This window comes from Paraburkholderia rhizosphaerae, from assembly GCF_004366595.1.
Lineage (GTDB): Bacteria > Pseudomonadota > Gammaproteobacteria > Burkholderiales > Burkholderiaceae > Paraburkholderia > Paraburkholderia rhizosphaerae.
Map to the genome: position 1 here is coordinate 199,674 of NZ_SORE01000002.1, position 21,455 is coordinate 221,128.

General features: G+C 63.4%; 18 protein-coding genes and 1 pseudogene. 14 read left to right on the plus strand and 5 right to left on the minus strand.

Annotated features, from left to right (window positions below; translation table 11 throughout):
* Nucleotides 1-39 precede the first annotated feature (39 nt).
* Nucleotides 40-2,022 carry a sigma-54-dependent Fis family transcriptional regulator gene (locus BX592_RS03040; RefSeq protein ID WP_134190171.1) on the minus strand — a complete coding sequence of 661 codons (1,983 nt, stop codon included), beginning with the start codon at nucleotides 2,020-2,022 and terminating at the stop codon, nucleotides 40-42.
* Between the two features lie 463 nt (nucleotides 2,023-2,485).
* Here BX592_RS03040 and BX592_RS03045 point away from each other — a divergent pair, with 463 nt between their 5' ends.
* From BX592_RS03045 to BX592_RS03075, 7 genes and pseudogenes are all read left to right on the plus strand, one after another.
* Nucleotides 2,486-3,541, plus strand: a complete 1,056-nt coding sequence (locus tag BX592_RS03045; RefSeq protein WP_134190172.1) for an ATP-NAD kinase family protein — start codon at nucleotides 2,486-2,488, stop codon at nucleotides 3,539-3,541.
* Nucleotides 3,542-3,660: 119 nt separating this feature from the next.
* On the plus strand, nucleotides 3,661-4,644 hold the full coding sequence (locus BX592_RS03050; RefSeq protein ID WP_134190173.1) for a thiamine pyrophosphate-dependent dehydrogenase E1 component subunit alpha: 984 nt from the start codon (nucleotides 3,661-3,663) through the stop codon (nucleotides 4,642-4,644).
* 32 nt (nucleotides 4,645-4,676) lie between these two features.
* Complete coding sequence (locus tag BX592_RS03055; RefSeq protein ID WP_134190174.1) at nucleotides 4,677-5,681, plus strand: alpha-ketoacid dehydrogenase subunit beta; 1,005 nt, start codon at nucleotides 4,677-4,679, stop codon at nucleotides 5,679-5,681.
* Nucleotides 5,682-5,739: 58 nt separating this feature from the next.
* Nucleotides 5,740-6,858, plus strand: coding sequence for an acetoin dehydrogenase dihydrolipoyllysine-residue acetyltransferase subunit (locus tag BX592_RS03060; protein ID WP_134190175.1), 1,119 nt, complete (start codon nucleotides 5,740-5,742; stop codon nucleotides 6,856-6,858).
* 2 nt (nucleotides 6,859-6,860) lie between these two features.
* Nucleotides 6,861-7,853, plus strand: coding sequence for a lipoyl synthase (lipA, locus tag BX592_RS03065; protein WP_134190176.1), 993 nt, complete (start codon nucleotides 6,861-6,863; stop codon nucleotides 7,851-7,853).
* A 148-nt stretch (nucleotides 7,854-8,001) separates the two neighbouring features.
* Nucleotides 8,002-8,256 (plus strand): annotated as a pseudogene (locus BX592_RS03070) (HipA N-terminal domain-containing protein); the annotation flags it as partial.
* Nucleotides 8,237-8,440 (plus strand): hypothetical protein, encoded by a 204-nt coding sequence (locus BX592_RS03075; protein WP_134190177.1) that lies wholly within the window; start codon nucleotides 8,237-8,239, stop codon nucleotides 8,438-8,440. The pseudogene BX592_RS03070 and the gene BX592_RS03075, both read left to right, overlap by 20 nt.
* Before the next feature lie 22 nt (nucleotides 8,441-8,462).
* On the opposite strand, the gene phnE is transcribed toward BX592_RS03075, so the two are convergent.
* From phnE to phnC, 3 genes are all read right to left on the minus strand, one after another.
* Complete coding sequence (gene phnE, locus BX592_RS03080) at nucleotides 8,463-9,296, minus strand: phosphonate ABC transporter, permease protein PhnE (protein WP_134190178.1); 834 nt, start codon at nucleotides 9,294-9,296, stop codon at nucleotides 8,463-8,465.
* Entirely contained in the window at nucleotides 9,297-10,265 is a 969-nt protein-coding gene (gene phnD, locus BX592_RS03085) for a phosphonate ABC transporter substrate-binding protein (protein ID WP_134190179.1), read from the minus strand. It lies immediately after the preceding gene.
* 70 nt (nucleotides 10,266-10,335) lie between these two features.
* Nucleotides 10,336-11,181 carry a phosphonate ABC transporter ATP-binding protein gene (phnC, locus tag BX592_RS03090; protein WP_134190180.1) on the minus strand — a complete coding sequence of 282 codons (846 nt, stop codon included), beginning with the start codon at nucleotides 11,179-11,181 and terminating at the stop codon, nucleotides 10,336-10,338.
* 282 nt (nucleotides 11,182-11,463) lie between these two features.
* Between phnC and BX592_RS03095 the strand changes: the two genes are divergently transcribed.
* The 7 genes from BX592_RS03095 to BX592_RS03125 all read left to right on the plus strand — a co-directional run bounded on the left by BX592_RS03095 (nucleotide 11,464) and on the right by BX592_RS03125 (nucleotide 19,611).
* Nucleotides 11,464-12,501, plus strand: a complete 1,038-nt coding sequence (locus BX592_RS03095) for a M14 family zinc carboxypeptidase (RefSeq protein WP_134190181.1) — start codon at nucleotides 11,464-11,466, stop codon at nucleotides 12,499-12,501.
* On the plus strand, nucleotides 12,498-13,244 hold the full coding sequence (locus BX592_RS03100; protein ID WP_134190182.1) for an alpha/beta fold hydrolase: 747 nt from the start codon (nucleotides 12,498-12,500) through the stop codon (nucleotides 13,242-13,244). The genes BX592_RS03095 and BX592_RS03100 overlap by 4 nt, the downstream gene beginning before the upstream one ends.
* 726 nt (nucleotides 13,245-13,970) lie before the next feature.
* The gene (locus BX592_RS03105) at nucleotides 13,971-15,206 is read left to right on the plus strand and encodes a hypothetical protein (protein ID WP_134190183.1); all 1,236 of its coding nucleotides are present in this window, start codon (nucleotides 13,971-13,973) and stop codon (nucleotides 15,204-15,206) included.
* A 24-nt stretch (nucleotides 15,207-15,230) separates the two neighbouring features.
* A complete protein-coding gene (locus BX592_RS03110; protein WP_134190184.1) occupies nucleotides 15,231-16,460 on the plus strand; it encodes a hypothetical protein in 1,230 nt (409 codons plus the stop codon).
* Nucleotides 16,461-16,643: 183 nt separating this feature from the next.
* Nucleotides 16,644-17,135, plus strand: a complete 492-nt coding sequence (locus BX592_RS34280; protein ID WP_134190185.1) for a hypothetical protein — start codon at nucleotides 16,644-16,646, stop codon at nucleotides 17,133-17,135.
* A 15-nt stretch (nucleotides 17,136-17,150) separates the two neighbouring features.
* Nucleotides 17,151-17,855: a C39 family peptidase gene (locus tag BX592_RS03120; protein ID WP_134190186.1), complete on the plus strand. Its 705-nt coding sequence runs from the start codon at nucleotides 17,151-17,153 to the stop codon at nucleotides 17,853-17,855.
* A 7-nt stretch (nucleotides 17,856-17,862) separates the two neighbouring features.
* Nucleotides 17,863-19,611, plus strand: coding sequence for a hypothetical protein (locus tag BX592_RS03125; RefSeq protein ID WP_134190187.1), 1,749 nt, complete (start codon nucleotides 17,863-17,865; stop codon nucleotides 19,609-19,611).
* Nucleotides 19,612-19,679: 68 nt separating this feature from the next.
* Here BX592_RS03125 and BX592_RS03130 read toward each other — a convergent pair whose 3' ends face one another.
* Complete coding sequence (locus tag BX592_RS03130) at nucleotides 19,680-21,197, minus strand: acetate kinase (protein ID WP_134190188.1); 1,518 nt, start codon at nucleotides 21,195-21,197, stop codon at nucleotides 19,680-19,682.
* Nucleotides 21,198-21,455: the final 258 nt, after the last annotated feature.

Sequence of the window (21,455 nt, forward strand, 5' to 3'; positions counted from 1 at the left end):
GAGCGGAACATGAGCGGACACCAGGCGCGACACCAGCCACTAGCTGCGATGCGGCCCGACGATGCCCAGCTTTGCGATGCGACGGTACAGTGTCGCGCGCGACATGCCGAGTGCCTGCGCGGCCGCGTTCGGGTGCCATTGGTGGCGCGCCAGCGCGTCGACAATCCTTGCGCGTTCGTCGCCGACATTCGCGAGCGACGGGATCGCGGCGTCGCCGGGCGCCAGCACGGAGGCAATATCGGGCGAAAGATGGCGCAATTCGACGCGCGCCGAATCGCACACCGCACACGCATAGCGCAATACGTTGCGTAGTTGACGGATATTGCCGGGCCAGGCGAAGCCGCATAGCCGCCCGGCCAGACGCGGATCGAGCGTCAGTGCGTGGCCGGCGACTTGCGCTTCTTCTTCGAATACCTCTTGTACGACATCGAGCACGTCTGCGCGCTCGCGTAGTGGCGGCATCTGTAGTGTCGCGCCGCTCAACCGGTAGTACAGATCTTCACGAAACGCACCGTCAGCGACCATGCGCGACAGATCGCGGTGCGTCGCGCAGATCACATCGATATCGACGCGCACCGGCGTGTCGCCGCCAAGCGGCATTACCTCCCCTTCGGCTAGCACACGCAAAAGACGTGTCTGCAGACTCAGTGGCATGTCGCCGATCTCATCGAGAAACAGCGTACCGGTATGCGCGAGCGCGATCTTGCCGCGCGCGCCGCGCGTGCGCGCACCGGTGAACGCGCCGGGCGCATAGCCAAACAACTCGCTCTCGATCAACGATTCCGGAATCGCGCCGCAATTGACGGCGACAAATGGCCGTGCGCGTCGGCTTCCGGCGTCATGCAGCGCATGCGCGAACACTTCCTTGCCGACGCCGGTTTCGCCGAGGATCAGGATCGGCAGCCGTTTGCCCGCGATGCGCAGCGCGACTTCCGCGTTGTGCGCAATGCGCGCGTCGCGGCTGCGCAGGAAGCGGCCGAGCGCGCCGAGGTCGCGCCGCGCGTAAGCGTCGGCGTTGGCATGGGCATGATGGCCCGTACCGCCACTGTCGACGCGCGTTGCCGAAACCGTCGCTTGCGTCGCGCGCGACGAACGCCGCAGCGGTTCGCGAATACGCGCATGCAGCACCGCGCCGCTCGCACGCAAACGCAGCGGCACAATCGTGTCGCTGCGCGCGACGTCATGCAGATGAAGCGCGGACGTATCGAAGATCTCGTCGATATGGCGAGGCCCCCGCAAGCCCGCGATGCATTCCTGCGCCCTCCGGTTCGACGCGGCGATATTCCCGCATTCGTCGAATGCGATCAGCACTTCGGGCTGCGCTTCGACGAAGTTGCGGCTCTGGTGGCCGAACAGTACCCAATGCTGCGCGGTCTGGTTCAGCAAGTAGCCGTCTTCGATCAGCGCCGCGCTTTGCCGCACGAGCTGATACACGAGCCGCTGGCTGTCGCGATTGTCCGGCGACGTCACCGCCGATGCGTCGAGCACGCCGATCAATTCGCCGGTCGGCGCGAAGATTGGCGATGCGCTACAGGTCAGCGTCGTGAAGGCCGCGCGGAAATGATCGATCTTATGCACGATGATCGGCGCGAGATCGGTCAGCACATTCGCGACCGCGCAGGTACCTTCCTCCTGTTCCGACCAGCATGAGCCGATATAAAGTCCCGCATGTTTGAAATGGCTGCGCCGGTCGCGGTCGATCCGGTAATCGATGGTCACGCCGTGCGCGTCGGTCAGCATCACGCAATAGTCGGCGACGCGAATCATCTCGTGCAGTCGCGTCAGGCATTGTCCGGACGCGCGCAGAAAGGCTTCTTCCTTGCCTTGCACCTCGCGCAATTCCGCAGACGTAAGCACGCGCGGCCCGATCACCGAGCCCGGATCGAGCCGGTATTGCTCATACGAGCGCTGCCACGACGACACCAGTCGCTGCGCATCGGGCGCGCCGGCCGGCGCGGGCAGGCGTCCTTCGATAGCACCGCGTACACGATCGATGTGCTGCGTTTGAGCGACGTAGGGCATGTTCGGCTCCCGTCAGGCGGCGCATGCTGGAGTGGGAACTTCTTGTAGCACATCTATTGCGCGCAATCACACCGCATTGCAGCACGTGAGACGGATGAGACGTTCGTCTCAGCGTCGCGTGTGACAGTGCGTACGCCGCGAATTGCGCCCGAAACGCACGGCGACGTTGGCACCGACGATCGATGCATATCGTTCGGAATGCTTCGCGTGCGTATCAGCGTGAGACACCTTCACGTTCTCGCACTGCGTCATGTCCTGTTTGCAAACCGGTCGATACGCTCGCGCGAATGGCTGCGAAGCTTGGCGGGCGCGGTTCCGCGTCGGTCAACGGACGCGCGAAAAAAATGGCATGGGCTTTGCAGTATTGCGCTTGGTCAAAACGGCGCGGCGTGCTGTATGCATTGAGCCTCATGTCGCGACCTTCGATAAGTTGCCGCACTCACGCGGTTCAGGAGACAAGCCCTTGCCATCGCCCATCACGGTTGGCGTGATCGCGAACCCTGCATCCGGACGCGACATCCGCCGGCTGACGACCCATGCATCTGTTTTCCCGACGGCCGAAAAGGCAAACATGGTCGTCCGTCTGCTCGCGGGGCTTGGCATGCTGGGCCACGGCCGCGTGCTGACGCTGCGCGACAAGACCGGCGTCGCCGCGCTGCTGCGCCGTGCACTCGACACGCATGCGGCGCTCGGCAACCCCGAGCATTGGCCCGATGTCGAGTTCCTCGAGCTGCCGATTACCGACAGCGTCACGGATACGCATAACGGCGTCGATCGCATGGTGCATGCGGGCGTCGATCTGATCGCGGTGCTCGGCGGCGACGGCACGCATCGGGCGGTGGCCGCGCATTGCGGCAGCGTGCCGCTGCTGACGCTTTCCACCGGCACCAACAACGCGTTCCCCGAGATGCGCGAAGCGACCGTTGCGGGCCTCGCCGGCGCGCTGGTCGCCGCGGGCGTGGTGCCGCCCGACGTCGCGTTGACGCGCAACAAGCGGTTGGTCGTGCGTTGCGTCGCCGGGCCGAATCGCGGCCGCGAAGAGATTGCGCTGGTCGACGTCTGCGTAAGCCGGCAGCGTTTCATCGGCGCGCGCGCGGTGTCCGAGCCAGCGGATATCGAATCGCTGTTTCTCACGTTCGCGTCGCCGGACGGTATTGGCCTGTCGTCGATCGGCGGCGCGTGGGCGCCGGTCGAGCGCAGCGCATCGCACGGTTTGCACCTGACGTTCGCGCGTAACGGAGAAGCCGGGGTGCCGATCTTCGCGCCGCTCGCGCCGGGCCGCGTCGAGCAGGTGACGATGCGCACCTGCGATCGGCTCGAAGTCGGCGAATGGCTGCCGCTCGATGCGGGCCGCGGCACGCTTGCGTTCGACGGCGAACGTGAAATCGAAATAGAGCGCGACGATCGCTATGAGATCGCGCTGGATTGGGCCGGGCCGTTGACGGTCGACGTGGGCCGCACGCTGCGTTTCTCGGCGTCGCGGCAGTTGATGCGCGAGATGGCCGCGCAGCGCGGATGACGGATGCGGTTTGCGCCGCCACCGCTCACGCGCTGCCTGCTGCCGTGTTTGTGTTTGCGACGTGTGAACCGTTCGCGTCGGGTTCGCGATCGGTATGACCAATGGAAAGGAGACACACCATGTCTGTTTCGAGTCAGTTGAGCAAGGACAAACTGCTGGACGCGTATCGAATGATGCGCACGATCCGCGAGTTCGAGGAGCGCTTGCACGTCGAGTTCGCGACCGGCGAGATTCCGGGCTTCGTGCATCTGTATGCGGGCGAAGAGGCGTCGGCGGTTGGCACGATGCTGCATCTGAACGACGCCGACTACGTCGCCACCACGCACCGCGGCCATGGCCATTGCATCGCGAAGGGCGTCGATGTACGCGGCATGATGGCCGAAATCTATGGCCGCACAACCGGCGTATGCCGCGGCAAGGGCGGCTCGATGCATATCGCGGACCTGTCGAAGGGGATGCTCGGCGCGAATGGCATCGTCGGCGCGGGCGGTCCGCTCGTGTGCGGCGCGGCACTCGCGGCGAAGTACAAGAAAAACGGCGGCGTGGGCGTGTGTTTCTTCGGCGACGGCGCGTCGAATCAGGGCGTGATTTTCGAATCGATGAACCTCGCATCGATCTGGCGCCTGCCGGCGATCTTTATCGCTGAAAACAACGGCTATGCGGAGTCGACGTCGTCGTCGTGGGCGGTCGCGTCGGACAACATCGCGGACCGCGCGAGCGGTTTCGGCATGCCGGGTGTGATTGTCGACGGGTTCGATTTCTTCGCAGTGCATGAAGCGGTCGGCGAAGCGATCGAGCGCGCGCGTCACGGCGGCGGACCGACGCTGATCGAAATGAAACTGTCGCGCTATTTCGGCCACTTCGAAGGCGATGCGCAAACCTATCGAGCGCCGGGCGAAGTGCAGAAGCTGCGCGAAGAGAAGGATTGCCTGAAGCGTTTCGAAGAGCGTGTCGTGCGCGCGGAGATGCTAGGCGCGGCGGAACTACGCGATGTCGACGCGAAAGTGAAGCAGTTGATCGATGGCGCGGTGAGCGAAGCGAAGGCGGCACCGCTGCCGGGCGCGGAAGACCTGCTAACCGACGTGTACGTGTCGTATCCGTAATTGCCGAACGGCCCAACTTCAAGGAGACAGACATGGCACGCAAGATCAGTTTTTCACAGGCAATCAACGAGGCCTTGAGCCAGGAAATGGCGCGCGACGAGAGCGTCATTGTGATGGGTGAGGACAACGCGGGCGGCGAAGGCGCGCCGGGTGAGCACGATGCATGGGGCGGCGTGCTCGGCGTAACGAAGGGGCTTTACCACAAGTATCCGGGGCGCGTGCTTGATACGCCGCTGTCGGAGGGCGGCTTTATCGGCGCCGCGGTGGGCGCTGCCGCATGCGGAATGCGCCCGGTCGCGGAGTTGATGTTTATCGACTTTATGGGTGTTTGCTTCGACCAGATCTTCAATCAGGCCGCGAAATTCCGTTATATGTTCGGCGGCAAGGCGGTGACGCCGGTTGTGATTCGCACGATGCAGGGCGCGGGCTTGCGCGCGGCGGCCCAGCATTCGCAGATGCTGACTTCGCTGTTTACGCATGTGCCGGGGCTGAAGGTGGTGTGCCCATCCACGCCGTATGACGCGAAGGGTTTGATGATCCAGGCGATTCGCGACAACGATCCGGTTATTTTCTGCGAGCACAAGTTGCTGTACGGGCGTGAGGGCGACGTACCCGAAGAGCTGTATTCGATTCCGTTCGGCGAAGCGAACCTCGTGCGCGAAGGCGATGATGCAACGATCGTCACGTATGGCCGCATGGTGCACTTCGCAACCGATGCGGCGGACAAGCTCGCCAAAGACGGCATCGATGTCGAGATTATCGATTTGCGCACGACGTCGCCGCTCGACGAGGACACGATACTCGAAAGCGCGGAGAAGACGGGTCGGGTGATCGTCGTCGATGAGGCGAATCCGCGTTGTTCGATTGCGACGGATATTGCCGCGCTCGTCGCGCAGAAGGCGTTCCATTCGTTGAAGGCGCCGATCGAACTCGTCACCGCGCCGCACACACCCGCGCCGTTCGCAAGCGTGCTCGAGGATCTGTACATCCCGTCGGCGGACAAGATCGCCGCGGCGGTCGCGAAAGCACGTCATTGAGTACACCACCGAGCAAGCAGCACGCAACTCAGCGCACAACTGAACGAGGTACCGAGCGATGCCGATTCACATGATTACGATGCCCAAGTGGGGCTTATCGATGGAACAAGGGCAGGTCAACGGCTGGCTGAAAGCGGTTGGCGACAAGGTGAGCCGTGGCGACGAGTTGCTCGACGTCGAAACCGACAAGATTTCGTCGGGTGTCGAGTGCGCGTTCGACGGCACCTTACGCCGGCAGGTCGCACAGGAGGGCGACACGTTGCCGGTCGGTGCGCTGCTCGGAGTGGTCGCCGATGTCGAAACGCCGGACGCGCAAATCGACGATGCGGTCGCGACCTTCCAGCGTGATTTCGTGCCGGCGGCCGCAGCCGATGCCGACGCCGGACCACAACCGGAGAAAGTGCAGATTGGCGGTCGCACGGTGCGCTACCTGAAAATCGGCGAAGGCGGCGGCACGCCAGCGGTGCTGATCCATGGGTTCGGCGGCGACCTGAACGCATGGATGTTCAACCATGCAGACCTCGCCACGCACCGCGAGGTCTGGGCGCTCGATCTGCCGGGGCACGGCGAGTCGGGCAAAGCGGTCGATACGGGCAGCGCCGACGAACTGGCGGACGCGGTGCTCGTGTTTCTCGAAGACCGCAGGATCGCGCGCGCCCATCTGGTCGGGCATTCGATGGGCAGCCTCGTGGCGATGACGGTCGCCGCGAAAGCACCGGCGCGCGTCGCATCGCTCGCGCTGATCAGTGGTGCAGGGCTCGGGGACGAGATCAATCGCGCATATATCGAGGGCTTTGTCGCGGGCACCAGCCGCAATTCGCTGAAGCCGCACATGCTGAAATTGTTCGCGGACCCGGCGCTCGTCACGCGGCAGATGATCGAAGATGTCGTGAAGTACAAGCGGCTCGAGGGCGTCAACGACGCATTGCAGAAGATCGCGGGGCGGGCGTTCGTCGAAGGCGTGCAACAGAAGATTTACCGCGATCGGGTCGGCACGCTCGCGCCGCGCGTGATGGTGATCTGGGGCGCGCAGGATCAGGTCATTCCCGCGCGTCATGCGCAAGGGTTGCCCGGCGAAATCCGCGTGCACGTGCTGGAAGGCAAGGGCCATATGGTGCATATGGAGGCGGCATCCGAAGTGAACCGGCTGCTGAACGACTTTTTCGGAGTGGCCTGACGATGGAAGCCGTTCGGCAGAAGGAAACCGTGCAACCTGGCGCGACGGCGCTCGGGCAGCAGGGCCTGCGTAGCCGCGACAAGCTTGCTCGCATTCCGGTGAAGATCGTGCCGGCTGCGCGGGCCGATGTGCTGCCCAAGCCGCCGTGGCTGCATGCGAAACCAATGATGAGCGTAACGGTAGCCGGCATGGCGGCCATTCTTCGCGCGCATCGGCTGCATTCGGTGTGCGAGGAGGCGACGTGTCCGAATATCGGCGAATGCTTCGCGCAGCGGACCGCCACGTTCATGATCATGGGCGGCGTATGCACGCGGCGCTGTGCGTTCTGCGATGTCGCGCATGGCCGGCCGGCGCCGCTCGACGACGACGAACCCGCGCGTCTCGCCGATGCGGTGGCGGCACTCGGGCTGCGTTACGTGGTGGTAACGTCGGTGGACCGCGACGATCTGCGCGACGGCGGCGCCGTGCATTTCGCCCGTTGCGTTGCGTTGTTGCGCGAGCGCGTGCCGGGCATTCGTGTCGAACTGCTGACGCCGGATTTTCGTGGACGTGTCGAGCGGGCGATCGACGCGTTGTCGGCGGCATGGCCTGACGTGTTCAACCACAACGTCGAGACCGTGCCGTCGCTGTATCGTGCGGCCCGCGCGGGAGCGAGTTACGGCGGCTCACTGGAACTGCTCGAGCGCATGAAACGCGCGCATCCGCGCATGCTGACGAAGTCGGGATTGATGGTCGGCCTCGGTGAGACGGACGCGGCGTTGGTCGACACGATGCGCGATATCCGCGCGCACGACGTCGATGTGCTGACGATCGGCCAGTATCTGGCGCCTTCGAAGTTTCACCTGCCGGTGCGGCGCTATGTGCCGCCGGAAACCTTCGATGCGTGGCGGGACGAAGGGCTGCGGATGGGGTTCAGGGAGGTGGTGGCGGGTCCGCTGGTGAGGTCTTCTTATCACGCGGACCAGGTACGGGTGAGCGGCGCCTCTGAATCCTGAGTGCAAGAGCGGCGAATCAATTCACGTACATCCGCGCCATAGCGTCGGCTCGGTTTTGACCTGCGCGTGCCGATCGGGATCGGGGGCCCGGAAGCACAAAAACCATGCGCTCGAATAGTTTCGACGTCTCGGTCGGCTATTTTCTACGCTGCGCGATGGCGCCACCACGCGTCCGGTGCAATGGTATTTCGACAATCTTCTGCCGGAGGAAAGCGTTCGTGCGTTGCTCGCGGCGGATGTGGGGCTGCCCGACATCACCGATGCGTTTGCCCTTCTTGAGCACTATGGCCGGGAGTCCGCGGGGTCGATCACGCTGCGCACAGCGGATGATCGGGCGGATATCGATAGCACCCTGCGGCCGCGTCGCGCTGGGTTTAACGCGCGTGACCGCGCTACGCCAGCTCGATGAGTTGCTGCGGCGTATTCCCGTCGAGGCTGACGCGCTGCTTGCAGCAGTGAATGCGCAAAACGCGGCAATGCTCGCTGAGCGTCCGCATCTCGCCGCGACCTTCGGCGGCGAGATGCGGTGCTTGAGGGCAATTTGCCACGTCGTCATTAGAGAAATGGTCGAGCGCCTGCTAAAGTGACTATCCGACGCGGCAGATCAGGTCAGATCACCCGCTCTCGCAACTTCGCGGAGACGATATCGATTACCGTGACCACTACGATCACCATCAACAGCACCGCAGTCGTTTGCGCGTAATCGAACGAGCGGATCGATTCGTAGAGCACCACGCCGATCCCGCCCGCGCCGACCATTCCGACCACCATCGCCGAGCGCACGTTCGATTCAAACCGGTACAACGCATACGAGATCCACAGCGGCAACACCTGCGGCAGCACGCCATAGATGATCTCGTCGAGACTCGTCGCGCCGGTTGCGCGCACGCCTTCGGCCGGGCGCGGGTCGATTGCCTCGACCGCTTCCGCAAACAGCTTCGCGAGCACACCGGTCGTATGCACCCACAGCGCGAGCACACCCGCAAACGGACCCAGACCGACCGCAACGATAAACAGCATCGCGAACACCATTTCATTGATCGCGCGGCACGCATCCATCGCGCGCCGCACCGGCTGCACGACCCACGCCGGCGCCATGTTGTGCGCGGACATCAACCCGAACGGAATCGCGCAGACAATCGCTAGCGCCGTGCCCCACACCGCGACCGCAAGCGTGACCAGTAGCTCTTGCGTGTAGATGCGCCAGTCGCTGAAGTTCGGCGGGAAAAAGTCCTTCGCGAACTGCCCCATGTTGCCCGCATCCGCGAACAGATCGAGCGGGCGCATATCCGCGGCACGCCACGACAGTCCAAGCACCGCGATCAACACGATCCAGCTGAACGTCGAACTCCAGCTGCGCTTGCCGGCGGCCGCGGCATTCGGCGCCGCGACTGCTTTCGATTGCCGTGCGCCGCGTTCGGCGGCCATGTCTGCGCTATTCATTTATTGCTTCGCGGCCGCGTCGTTCAGTGCGCTCAGCTTTGCGTCGATTGCGGCGACCTGCGTCTTGCGGTCCGCATCGGAGAGGTTCGTGTTAGCTTCGATCTTCTGCTTCTCCTGGAACAGCGCGACCTGGCGAATCGGCACCAGCTGCGCATCCGACGATGCCGCGAAGCCGCTATAGTTGGTCAGGTTTTTCATCACTTCCTTCTCACGCGGATCGGTCTTCGCATAGTTCACGAAGAAATCGCGCAGCTTGTCCTTCGTTTCCTGCGACAGGTCCTTGCGGTACACCAGCGGGTCGCTCGGAATCAGCGGCGACTTCCACAGCACGCGCACCTGCGCGAACTTGTCCGGATGCTGGGTTTGCAGGCGATCGAGCTCCTGCGTGTTGTTGGTCGCGACGTCGATCTTGTTGTTGATCACCGCCAGCAGGTTCGCTTCGTGGCTTGACGGCAGCACCGTCTTGAACGAAGCCGACGTAACCGGCACGCCGCGTTTCGCAAACAGGTAATAGCCCGGAATCAGCGTGCCGGAGGTCGAGTTCGGATCGCCCCAGCCGAGGTTCACGTCTTTCGTATTCTTGAATACATCGTCGAGCGTCTTGAAGCGGCTGTTCACGTTCGTGACTAGCACTGAATAGTAGCCGCCAACACCATTCGCGTTCACCGACTTCACGAACACTTCGCCGTTCGAGCGATCGACGGCTTCCATCGCCGACGCGTTGCCGAAGTAGCCGATCTGAACCTTGTTGAAACGCATCGCTTCGATGATGCCCGCGTAATCCGTCGCGAAGAACGCCTTCACGTGCAGACCGGTCTTCTGGTTCAGATCGTCGATCAGCGGTTGCCAGCGCTGCCGCAGCGTGCTGGACGCATCGGTCGAGATGATGCCGAAATTGAGGTCTTCAGCATGAGCGGCGACGCAGGCAAATGCAGCTACGCCGACGATCAGTGAGCGCAAGAATTTCATGAGTTCAGAATCCCGGTTGGTTTTTGGTCGGTGCTAAACGGCTTGGAGGTGTGTGTCCGCTTGCGCGGCATCACGTGGAATGCGCGGTATCGAGAGCAAAAGCGTACGACTGCGATGCGCGCGGCACATCGTCGTCGGTATGTTCTTCCAGCAGTTCGCGCGCGTCGTCGCCGTACAGCTGTTTCAACAACGCCGGCGTCAGGCTTGCCGACGGACCGTCGTAGACGATCTTGCCGCGCCGTAGCGCAACCGTTCGCGCGCAGTACTGCATCGCGATATCGACCTGATGCAGCGAGACGAGAACGGTCAGGTTGTGCTCGGTGTTCAGCTTGCGCAGCATGTCCATCACGCGGCGCGACGATTCGGGGTCGAGCGACGCAATCGGTTCGTCCGCGAGAATGATGCGCGCTTGCTGCACGAGTGCGCGTGCGAGGGCCGCGCGCTGTTGCTGGCCACCGGACAGATTGCTTGCGCGTTCGCGCAGATGATCGCCAATGCCAACTTCGCGCAACGCGGTCAGCGTCAACTCGCGTTCACGATGCGGAAAAACACCCGTCAAACGACGCCACAACGGTAAGCGCGCAAGCGCGCCGACTAGCACATTGGTTTCGACCGTCATCCGGCCAACAAGATTGAATTGCTGGAAGACAAAGCCGATATCGCGCCGGATGCGCCGCACCTCGCGCACGATACGGCCGTTTTGCTGAATCGGCCGGCCGAGAATCTCGATTTGCGATGGTTGCGCATCGGAGGCGGTGAAGCCCGCGATATGCCGCAGCAACGTCGACTTGCCCGAACCGGACGCGCCTATCAGTGCAACCATTTCGCCCGGCTCGACGCGCAAGTCGATTTCATCGAGTGCTTTGCGGCCGTTACTGAACGTCTTGCTCAAACGTTCGATGCGGATGGCTTCCATAGATGTCCTGTCAATGACGCCGGCTATTCGCCGGAACGTTCGGCCACATTCTAGGAAGCGACTATGACGGTTAGGTGAAAGCTGTCGCAACGTCTAGACGACTATATGTATCAAAACGTGAATGCGGTCCCGCATGCCGCTTTTTACGCGTGTGTCAGTCATATGACAGCGCCTTGTGAGCGTCGCGCCACTGTCATTTAACTGCGAGGCGAACAAGCTATATTTGAAGGGGTCAGTGCATGAGCCGTCCCCAAAAACGCAGCCTCTCACGCCGGCGCCGCCATGCAAAAGGTTCTCAGCTTCTTGCCCGATTCATTTGCGGAATACGAAGAACTGAAGGCAATTCTCGAAGGCGGCAGTGCGCTCTTCGAGATTCGAACCGTCTGCGAAACGCGAGTGCGGGGCAGGTCGTTCGCCGTGTTCTCGGCGAGCATCGGATCGACTGATCCGCTTGCGCCGGCAATCGGATTTTTTGGCGGGATTCACGGACTCGAACGCATCGGGTCACAACTGGTTCTCGACTACATGCGCTCGCTGCTTGGCCGTCTCGAATGGGATGAACTGCTCGTGCGCCAGTTGCAATCGATTCGTCTGATCTTTGTCCCGATTGTCAATCCAGGTGGAATGTGGGCTGCGACGCGCGCGAATCCGAATGGCGTCGACCTGATGCGCAACGGTCCGCAGGATGCCGACGAACATGTGCCGTGGCTTGCCGGCGGACAGCGGCTCGGCGCGTGGCTGCCGTGGTATCGCGGCCGGCGCGGGTCGCCGATGGAGCCGGAGGCGACCGCGTTGCTGCAGGTGGTGGCAAGCGAACTCGCGTCACGTCCGTTCAGCGTCGCGCTCGACTGTCATTCCGGCTATGGCTGGCGCGACAGCATCTGGTTTCCTTATGCACGCACCCGTCGAGCGATGCCGCACTTGCCCGAAATGTTCGCGCTGAAAACGATGTTCGAGCACGCGCATCCTCACCATGGCTATCTGTTCGAGCCGCAAAGCCATCAATATCTGCTGCACGGAGATCTGTGGGACTACGCGTATGACACGCGTCCTCCCGCAAGCATCTTTTTGCCGATGACGCTCGAACTCGGTTCGTGGATATGGATCAGGAAAAACCCGCGGCAGATTTTCTCGCGGCAAGGCATGTTCAATCCGGTAAAGGCGCATCGCACTGAGCGCGTGTTGCGCCGGCATGCGAATCTGCTCGACTTCCTGACGCGCGCGGCCTACTCGTCGCAGCGCTGGCTGCCGCAAGGCGTGGTGCGCCAGCAACTGCTGCAGCGCGCGTTCGACTTCTGGTATCGGACGCAGCACATATGAGCGCATGGATCCTGTTGCGCGGGCTGACACGCGAATCGCGGCACTGGGGGACGTTGCCGCAACGCGTATCCGATGCATTTAGCGAAGCGCGCGTGCTGCCGGTCGACCTGCCCGGCAACGGTGAGTTTGCCGCGTTGCGTTCGTATCGCCGCGTTGCGGATATGGTGGGCTTCGTGCGCGTCGTCGCGGTCGAGCGCGGTATACCAGCACCATACCGGGTACTCGCGATGTCGCTCGGCGGAATGGTCGCAACCGACTGGGCGCAGCGGTATCCGGATGAAATCGAATCGCTGGTGCTGATCAACACGAGCATGCGTCCGTTCAACTGGCCACACGAGCGGTTGCGGCCGCAAGCATGGCCGATGCTGATGCGCATCGCCGCGCACTGGCGCGAGCCGCGCGTCGCGGAAAGCGCGGTTCACGCGTTGACGTGCAACAACCGCGTCAGCCTTGCCGACGATCTCGACACGTGGTCCGCGATTCGCCGCAGCGCGCCGGTGAGCCGCATCAACGCGTGGCGGCAACTGATGGCGGCGGCTTCGTTTCGCGCCGAGTCGCAGCCGCCACGGTGCCGCACGTTGATTCTGTCATCGGCCGCGGACGGTCTTGTGAATCCGCTTTGCTCTGCCCGTCTCGCAGCCGCGTGGCGCGCGCCACATCGACACCATGCATCGGCGGGTCACGACTTGCCGCACGATGACCCGGCGTGGCTCGTCGAACAGATGCTCGACGGTTTGCGATAGCGGCGGGCGCTAACTCAGCCTTTCGGTCTTTCACCATGGCGGCGTTAATCAACGCTGCAATTTATCATTGATTCGTGCGTCACAATTAATAAATGAAAGCTAACATTTCTATTGGTAATTATTTGAACGTTAATTAACGAATTTATAAACGATTGTTATCGTTTGTGCGGTAGCGTACTTTGCAAAGGATATTTACTTTGTAATATCAGTATGCGGGGCTGTGAAATAGGTAAAAAGATATTCCGCAACAGTGCTGCATCATTTTAATGCAATCGTAAAAGATACGTTTTCAAATGCATGCCAGATGACTTGATGACCACGCTGTGGCCTGTGTGTTGAACGGTAAAGGCTTATCCCACAAGGGTCCGACGTGTGCCTTATGCACTTTGAAGGGGACTTCGGCGGGTGGCGCCAGGGACCTCTCCAACAAAAGAGAAACGTTTTTTATTTATCGAATATTCGCCGCGTGGATATCGTAACAGGTTGAATATAAACCAATTAAAAGATTGCGAAATAATAATTGTGCAATGCAGTGTCCATTTTGGCGTTTCAGAGTGGAAACATAAAACACGGGCGTAAACCCTGGATAAATTCAATCGAGTATCGCAAAAGCGCCGCTTGCCCCTTTTCAGTCAAACGTTTGCGCGCATGGCACCGCCTATGCAGGGAGTGCCGCGGATTGGCGTAGTGCTGCCAAGCCGCCCCCCATCCTTTGTGGAGGATCACATGCGAAAAACTTTACTGGCGACCGCTGCAGTCCTGGCCCTCGGCTTCAGCGGCTACGCGATGGCAAACCCATGTAGTGGCAATGACTCGTCATGCAACCAGGAAGCCGCCGGCGGCAGTAACAACCTGACGAGCTCGGCAGCATCGACGCAGACTTCGACGTCGGGTAGCAATGCTAACGAAATCGCGTCAGCAGCGAACCTGTGGCAGAACTCGAACAACTCCACCAGGATCGTTGCATTGAGCCGGCTTGATGGCACCGTGAGCAATGTCGGCGTGACCAATGTCGGCAACATGGCGACCAACTATGGCAGCGCAGCCGGCGGCCGTGGCGGCAGAGGCGCCGCGGGCTTTGGCGGCATTGGTGTCGGCGGCGATGGCGGAGCGGGCGGCGCCGGCGGTAACGGCGGCAATGGCGGCAACGCGCGGAATGGTAGCGCAACCGCGGGCGACGCGAACAACGCTGGCGCATGGGCCGGTGACGGCAATGCGGGTAACGGTGGACGTGGCGGCTCCGCGCATGCGGGCGGCACGCAAGGTGGCGATGGCCACGGCAGGGGCGCGGCTGGCGCGGCTGGCAGCCTCGCGCTCGGTGGTTTCGCTGGCGGTCGTGGCGGTGGTGCGGGCGGCAACGGCGGCAATTCCGGGGCAGGTGGCGCCGGTGGCAACGGCGGCAGAGCAAACGGTGGTGGCGATGCCGCGACGGTGAGCTCGAATTCGCCGGGTGGAGCGGGCGGCGCTGGCGCGGCAGGCGGCGCGGGCAGCGCAACCGGCGGTGCGGGTAGCGGCACCGGCGGTGCGGCAACGACCGGCGCGACTTCCGGTACGGGTGGCGCAGGCACGGGCACCGGCGGCGCAGGCGGCGCAGCGACGTCGACGGCTGGCGCGGGCGGTGCAGGAGGCACGGGCACCGGCGGCAACGCGACCAACGGCAGCTCCACTTCGACGGCATCGAACGGCAGCGCGACGGCTGGCGTCGGCGCGGGCGGTGCGGTCGGCGGTGCGGGCGGCGCGGGCGGTACCGGCAATGGTGGCGTCGGCAACGGTGCGGCTGGCGGCGCGGGCGGCAACGGTGGCACCAATACCGTCGACGCAGGCTCCTTCAACATGAGCAACACGATGACGGGCGCTGCGCAATCGGCTGCCGGCATCGTCGTGATGAACCAGAACAGCGGTGTCGCGTCGCTCGTGCAACAGGCGGTCACCGTTCAGGCCAACCTGACCGTTGGCCACTAACGCAACCAGTCATAGGAGGCTCTCATGAGAAAGACTCTGATGGCGAGTGCTGCGGTCCTTGCGCTGGGCTTTAGCGGGTACGTGATGGCGAACCCGTGTAGCGACGGCAAGGACTCGTGCAACCAGAGCGCGGCCGGTGGTGGGAATACGTCGGCGGTCAGTGCGACAGGGAATCAGACCAGCACGTCGGGCGACAACGCGAATGAAATCGCGTCGGGCGCAACGGTCAACCAGGATTCGTTCAACACGACCAAGGCAGTTGCGCTTGGCAAGCTGAACGGCTCGGTAACCGGTCTTGGCGTGTCGGGTATCGGCAATGTCGCACTGAACACGGGTAGCGCGGCCGGCGGCCGCGGCGGCCGTGGCGGTGCCGGCTTTGCCGGTATCGGCGTCGGTGGCAACGGCGGCGATTCCGGCAATAGCGGCAACGGCGGCAATGGCGGTAATGCCAGGAACGGCAGCGCGAACGCTGGCTCTGTAACCAACGACGGCGCGGTAGCCGGCACCGGTTACGGTGGCGATGGCGCGCGTGGCGGCCGGGCGAGCGCCGGCGGCACACAAGGCGGCGATGGCTCAGGTCATGGCGGCTTCGCGGTGGCGCTGAGCGGCGCGGCGGGTGGCTTCGCAGGCGCGCGTGGCGGTGGCGCTGGCGGTAACGGCGGCGGCGGCGGTGGCGGCGGCGATGGTGGCAATGGCGGTCGTGCGAACTCGATGTCCGGTAGCGCGTCCGCGACGTCCGCAGGCGGCGACGGCGGTGCGGGTGGTGCCGGCGGCGGAGGCAGCGCCACCGGCGGCGCAGCAACCGCGACGGGCGGTGCGGGTACGACCGGCGCAACCACCGCAACTGGCGGCGCAGGCAGCGGCACGGGCGGCAACGGTGGTGCGGCAACCGCCACGGCTGGCGCGGGCGGCGCGGGCGGCACCGGCACGGGCGGCACGTCGACCAACGGCGATGCAACCACGACCGCGACTAACGGCAGCGCAACCGGCGGTGCAGGTGCGGCCGGCGGTGCGGGCGTAGCCGGCGCCGCGGGCGCAACCGGAACCGGCGGTGCCGGAACCGGCGGCGCGGGCGGTGCGGGCGGCGCGGGCGGCACCAATACCGTCAACGCTGGCACGTTCGACATGAGCAACACGATGACGGCAGCAGCGCAATCGGCGGCAGGCATCTCGGTGATGAACCAGACGAGTGCGGCAGCTTCGCTTGCGCAACAGGCAGTCACGGTTCAGGCGAATCTCACCGTCGGACATTAGTCCGCGGAAGCCTCGAACGTCGATGCCGAGGAGCGAGCCGCGGAGCATGTACCCCAAAAGTTCCGCGGCGAGCGCTCCGTGACCGGGCGGGCGACGCCAGCTCGTCGCCTCGTCCGGCGCTGACCATAGATATCCGGTCCCGGCGCGGTGCATGCCGCCGCATCGGGACGAAGGGAGACGCTCATGCAAGCGCGCAAGAGCTGTTCGTTGCTCGTTGTACCGGTCATGCTCGCCGTGCACGGTCTCGCGTGCGCGGCCGACGCAACGCCGCTGATCGCTGCGGCGGCGCAGGCGCAAGCGGTGGGACCCGCCGCGGCGGTTCCTGTCGCGGCGGACGCGCCGTCAGTGCCTGGAAGTGCGCCCGCGGTAGTCGCGACGTCCCCGCAGGCGCCACAAGCGACACACGCAACATCGGCGGCACAGGACGACGTATTCGGCGTCGCGATGACCGCCGGGCAACTGGACGCGCATCGCGGCGGCGACGCGCTGATCGGCCAGAACGATCTGACCGGTACGGTCGCGAACAATACGGCCAACCGCGTTGTGACCGGATCGAATTCGATCAGCGAGGGTTCGTTCGCGAATTCGAGTGGTCTGCCGACCGTGATCCAGAATTCCGGCGCGAACGTGTTGATTCAGAACGCGACCGTGCTGAACGTCCGTTTCGGTAACTGAGCGGGGCATGCTGCGATGATTCATTTTGTCCGTCCCGCGGCCTGGCCGGCTGTTGTCCTCGCGTGCGTGCTGACGTTGTGGTCCGCCGCGCGCGCGGACGACATCATGATTACCGATCCGCAAGGCGCAAGCTACGCGATGCACGTGACGAGCCTCAAGGAGGCGCGTTTCAAGCGGACCATCAAGCAGCAATTCGATTTCAGTTGCGGGTCCGCCGCGGTCGCGACGCTGCTCACGTACCAGTACAACTATCCGGTGAGCGAGCAAACGGCGTTTCAGGAAATGTTCCTCGACGGCGATCAGCAGAAAATTCGCCAGCAAGGGTTTTCGCTGCTCGACATCAAGCGCTTTCTGGAGCGGCGCGGTTTTATCGCGGACGGATATGAGCTGCCGTTGCAGAAGCTCGCGGATACAAACACGCCGGCGATCGTACTGATCAGCGAGAGCGGGTATCACCATTTCGTCGTGGTGAAAGGATTTCGCAACAACCGCGTGCTGATCGGCGATCCGGCGACCGGTACGCGGCCGATTCCGCAGGAAAGCTTTGAAAAGAAGTGGGAAGACCAGGTTTTGTTCGTGATCCACAACAAGCCGGGCGTGGGCATTTTCAATAGCCCGGCGGACTGGCGTGTTGCACCGAGCGCGCCGCTTTACACGGGGATCAATCGCGACGGGCTCTATTTCGTCGTGATTCCCAAACACGGACCGAGCGACTTCTGAGGCGATCATGAAGACGGAGACACGCAAGTTCGCGCGTATCGCCACCGTCGTGTGTGGAAGCGTCGCGCCGTTTGCGGCGCACGCGCAACAGATTGACACGGTCGCGGAATCCGCGCTCCAGTCTGCTGCCGCGGCAGCGCCGATGGTCGCGGGCGTCGTGCAACCAGATGAAGAAAGCACGCGCGCGTCGGCAAATTTGCCGATTGTCGATGCGGCGCAAACGGATGCACAATGCGTGACCGATGCGGCGAGCGCGCGCAGCGTACCGGTTTCGTACGCCGCGCCGATTGCTGTTCCAGGGCATACGGACACGGTTGCGAATATGAGTACAGAGACAGCAGCACCGGTCGTCGCCGCGGCGCAGGCGAATGAACTGGAATGGGGCGAGCCGCGCGACGATGCGGCGAAGGTGGCGGACGTCGACCTGCCGTCTCCGGTGCGGCCGGTGCCGCTCGAAGAGGCCGCGCGCATGGAAGGCGCGCCGGACGTGCCGCATCAAATCGAAAGTTCGCTGCCGGGTGCGCGGCATGCCGACAAGGTGCCGCCTGCAAAACCGGTGCTGTTGCCGAATGTGCAGCGGCCCGTGCACAAGGCACCGGTTTCGTACGCGGCGCCGATAGCGGTTCCGGTTCACGCGGCGGGTGAAGAGAGGCGCGCCGAAGTGGCGCGTGTGGAAGGGAACTCCGCTGAAGTGAAGCGCGCCGAGGTAAGCGGCGCGCTGGCGAATCCCGCCGAAGCGGACCGCGCGCTAGCGATCCGAACCGAATCGAACGAGGCCGAAGCGTCGCCGTCGCCGCGCGATGACAAGCCGGCGGCGCAAGCGGCTACTGCCGCAAACGTCGTTGAAGCCACGCCGCCTCGTGTCGTCGCGCAAACCCCAGCCGATGGACAGCCGATGCGTGCGACACCGCAACGGCGCGTGTCCTACGCGGCCCCGGTCGCCGTGCCCACGCATGACGGCACGCGTGCAATGTCTGACGCACACGGTTTTCCGCCTTCCGCGCCGGCACTCCCGCAAGCGAAGCCGTTTGCACTCGCGCATGTGAAATCGTCGGCCGCCACGGCGCCCGTCGTGCAAATGTTGCAATTGCCGGGACCGTCGGTAGCACCGTCGCCATCGCCGCGCGCCGATTCACGCGTTGCATCGACGCCTGCCGCATTGCCGTCCCCACCGGCGAAGCCGCCCGTTTCGTACGCCGCGCCAATCGCAGTGACAGCGCGCGCGGATTCGTCAGCTAGCGCGAAGCCGAACGCGCAATCGAACGCACAGCAGGTTGCACAGCACGGCGCGCAACCGCAAGCGCAACCCGCTCAGGCTGCCGCGAGCACCGAAGATCCGCAATGGTCGATGCCACAGAAGGTCGCGATCAGCGACGACCGGCTCGACAAAATGCGCGGCGGCTTCGATCTGTCGTCGGGATTGAAAGTGTCGTTCGGCATTTCGCGGATGGTGGTCGTCAACGGTAATCTCGTGACGACGACCAGCTTCAATATTCCGGACATCAGCCACATCAGCGCGCAGCAGGCGCAGCAACTGGCTTCGGTCAACGCGGGCGCTCTGGTTCAGAACGGACCGGGCAATGTCGTGCAGCCCGGTGCGCTACCTTCGCTGTCGGGCGCGGTGATCCAGAACACGTTGAGCAACCAGCAGATCCAGGCATTAACGACGATCAACACGACGGTCAATTCGCTATCGATGTTCAAGAATGCCAATATCGGCTCGACATTGAGCGGTGCGCTCGTGCGAGGTCGATAGGCGGTAGCGGCACATGTGCGAGTCGGTGTGCACCGCATTGACTTCAATGCGGTGCACCGTGCGTGTGGTCAGAACGTGATCGGCAGGCGGAACGTCAGCGTGAGGTCCGGCGTGTCGCGCGTCAGGCCCGCGCCGATTGAAAAGTTCAACGTGGTCTTCGGCGACAGCCGATACGAATACCCGATAAGCAGCGTGCCGAGCACGACGCGTACCGAGCCGGGAACGGTCTGACCGTTCTGCTTGGTCGGCAACACGATGCTCTGGTCGTAACCGATACTGAACGACGATTTTTCGTTTAACGCGAGACCCATGCCGACGTTGAAGCCCCAGATATCGCCGGGCTGTATGCGGCCGACAAAGTCCTTTTCGCCGTTAAGAATCGTCAGGCTCAAGTCGCTTCGCCCGAAACTGTGCAGGTAGCTGAAGTTGCCGAAGAACACCACCGGATCGCTCGGGAACAACCAGGTGAGACCCGGCTGGATCGCGTAAAAGCCGGTACCGGTCGGCTGTTCGAGCGGCAGGCCGGTGCCCGTCGTGTTGCCGATGCAGCGTGTCACGCAGTCGGTCACGACGTCGAACGGGCTTTTGCCGGTGGCAGTCTTGAAGCGCAACCAGCCGACGTAGTAGAACTTGTCCGGACCACCTTCGTTCAACTGGTAGCGCAGCGTCATTTCGACGTCGCCGATGTTATGGCCGCTGCTATTGAACACGTTGTCCTGGGCCGAACCGGTGAACACTTCGCGGCTCACGGTATCGTTGCTCGAGTAGACGTACGGCACGCGCACTTCCACTTCCATCCGGTTGGTGATCCCGTAGCGTGCGGCAAGGCCCGCCGTCAGCACGGTCGACTTGATTTCTCGCACGTCGATCAGGCCGATCAGCAGCGCCGGGATGATCGTGTAGCCGACCAGCGCGACGCGGTCCGACGATGAATAGCCGAACTGGAACGATGGCTCGATCGTTATCTTGCCGCGCGGCGTGAGCACGCCCGGCTGATCGAAGATCGGCGCGACAGCAGGCGGTGCGGTATCCGCCACCGGCGCCTGGCCGACAGGCTGTTGCGCCGCGGGCGCCGCGCTTTGGTTCGCGGGTTGACTGGCGGATTGATTGACCGGCTGGTCAGGTGCCTGGTTTGGCGCTTGACTGGATGTAGGCGCCGCGTTCTGCGCGCTCTGCGCGGACGTTGCAGCCGGCGCCGCCGCCTGTGCCGCTCCCGCGGTGCCGCCAGCAGCCGCGCCAACTCCCGCACCCGCGCCCGCACCCGCTCCCGCTCCCGCGGCCGCATCCTGCGCGATGCCAGGCGCTGCTCCTCCGCCAACGCCCGGCTCACCCGCGCCGCGCTTCGATTCCAGCATGCGCGAGTCGAGTGCGCGGCTCAATTGCTGGAAATTCGCCTCCTCTTCGGCGAGTTTCCGCTTCAATGCGTCGAGCTCTTTAATGCGGTTGTTCAATTCCTGCCGAAGCGTTGCGATGTTTTCCTGCGAGGTCTGATCGTCGAGCGATTGCGCATGCAATTCGGCATGAAAGAAAAATAATAAAGTCGCATAACTGATCGTGCGGAAATGTCGCAATGGCTCGCGCTTCATGGCCTTGTCTCCATGGCAGGCTTGCAGGTTCTACCGCGCACACTTCGACAACAGGCCAGCCGGGTCAGCGGGGAAGCGACACGCTGCCGGGCCGGCAAATGTTTGCAATTCGGTTGAGACGTGTATATGCGCTACGTGAAAAAGCGGCATCTGAAGCGCTTGTCCAGTCGCGCTAAAAGCATCGGCATCAGAGCCGCGTTTTGCGCAACGGACGATTGCGTTATGCGGACTCGCCCGCAGGCGACGCACATTAAAAGA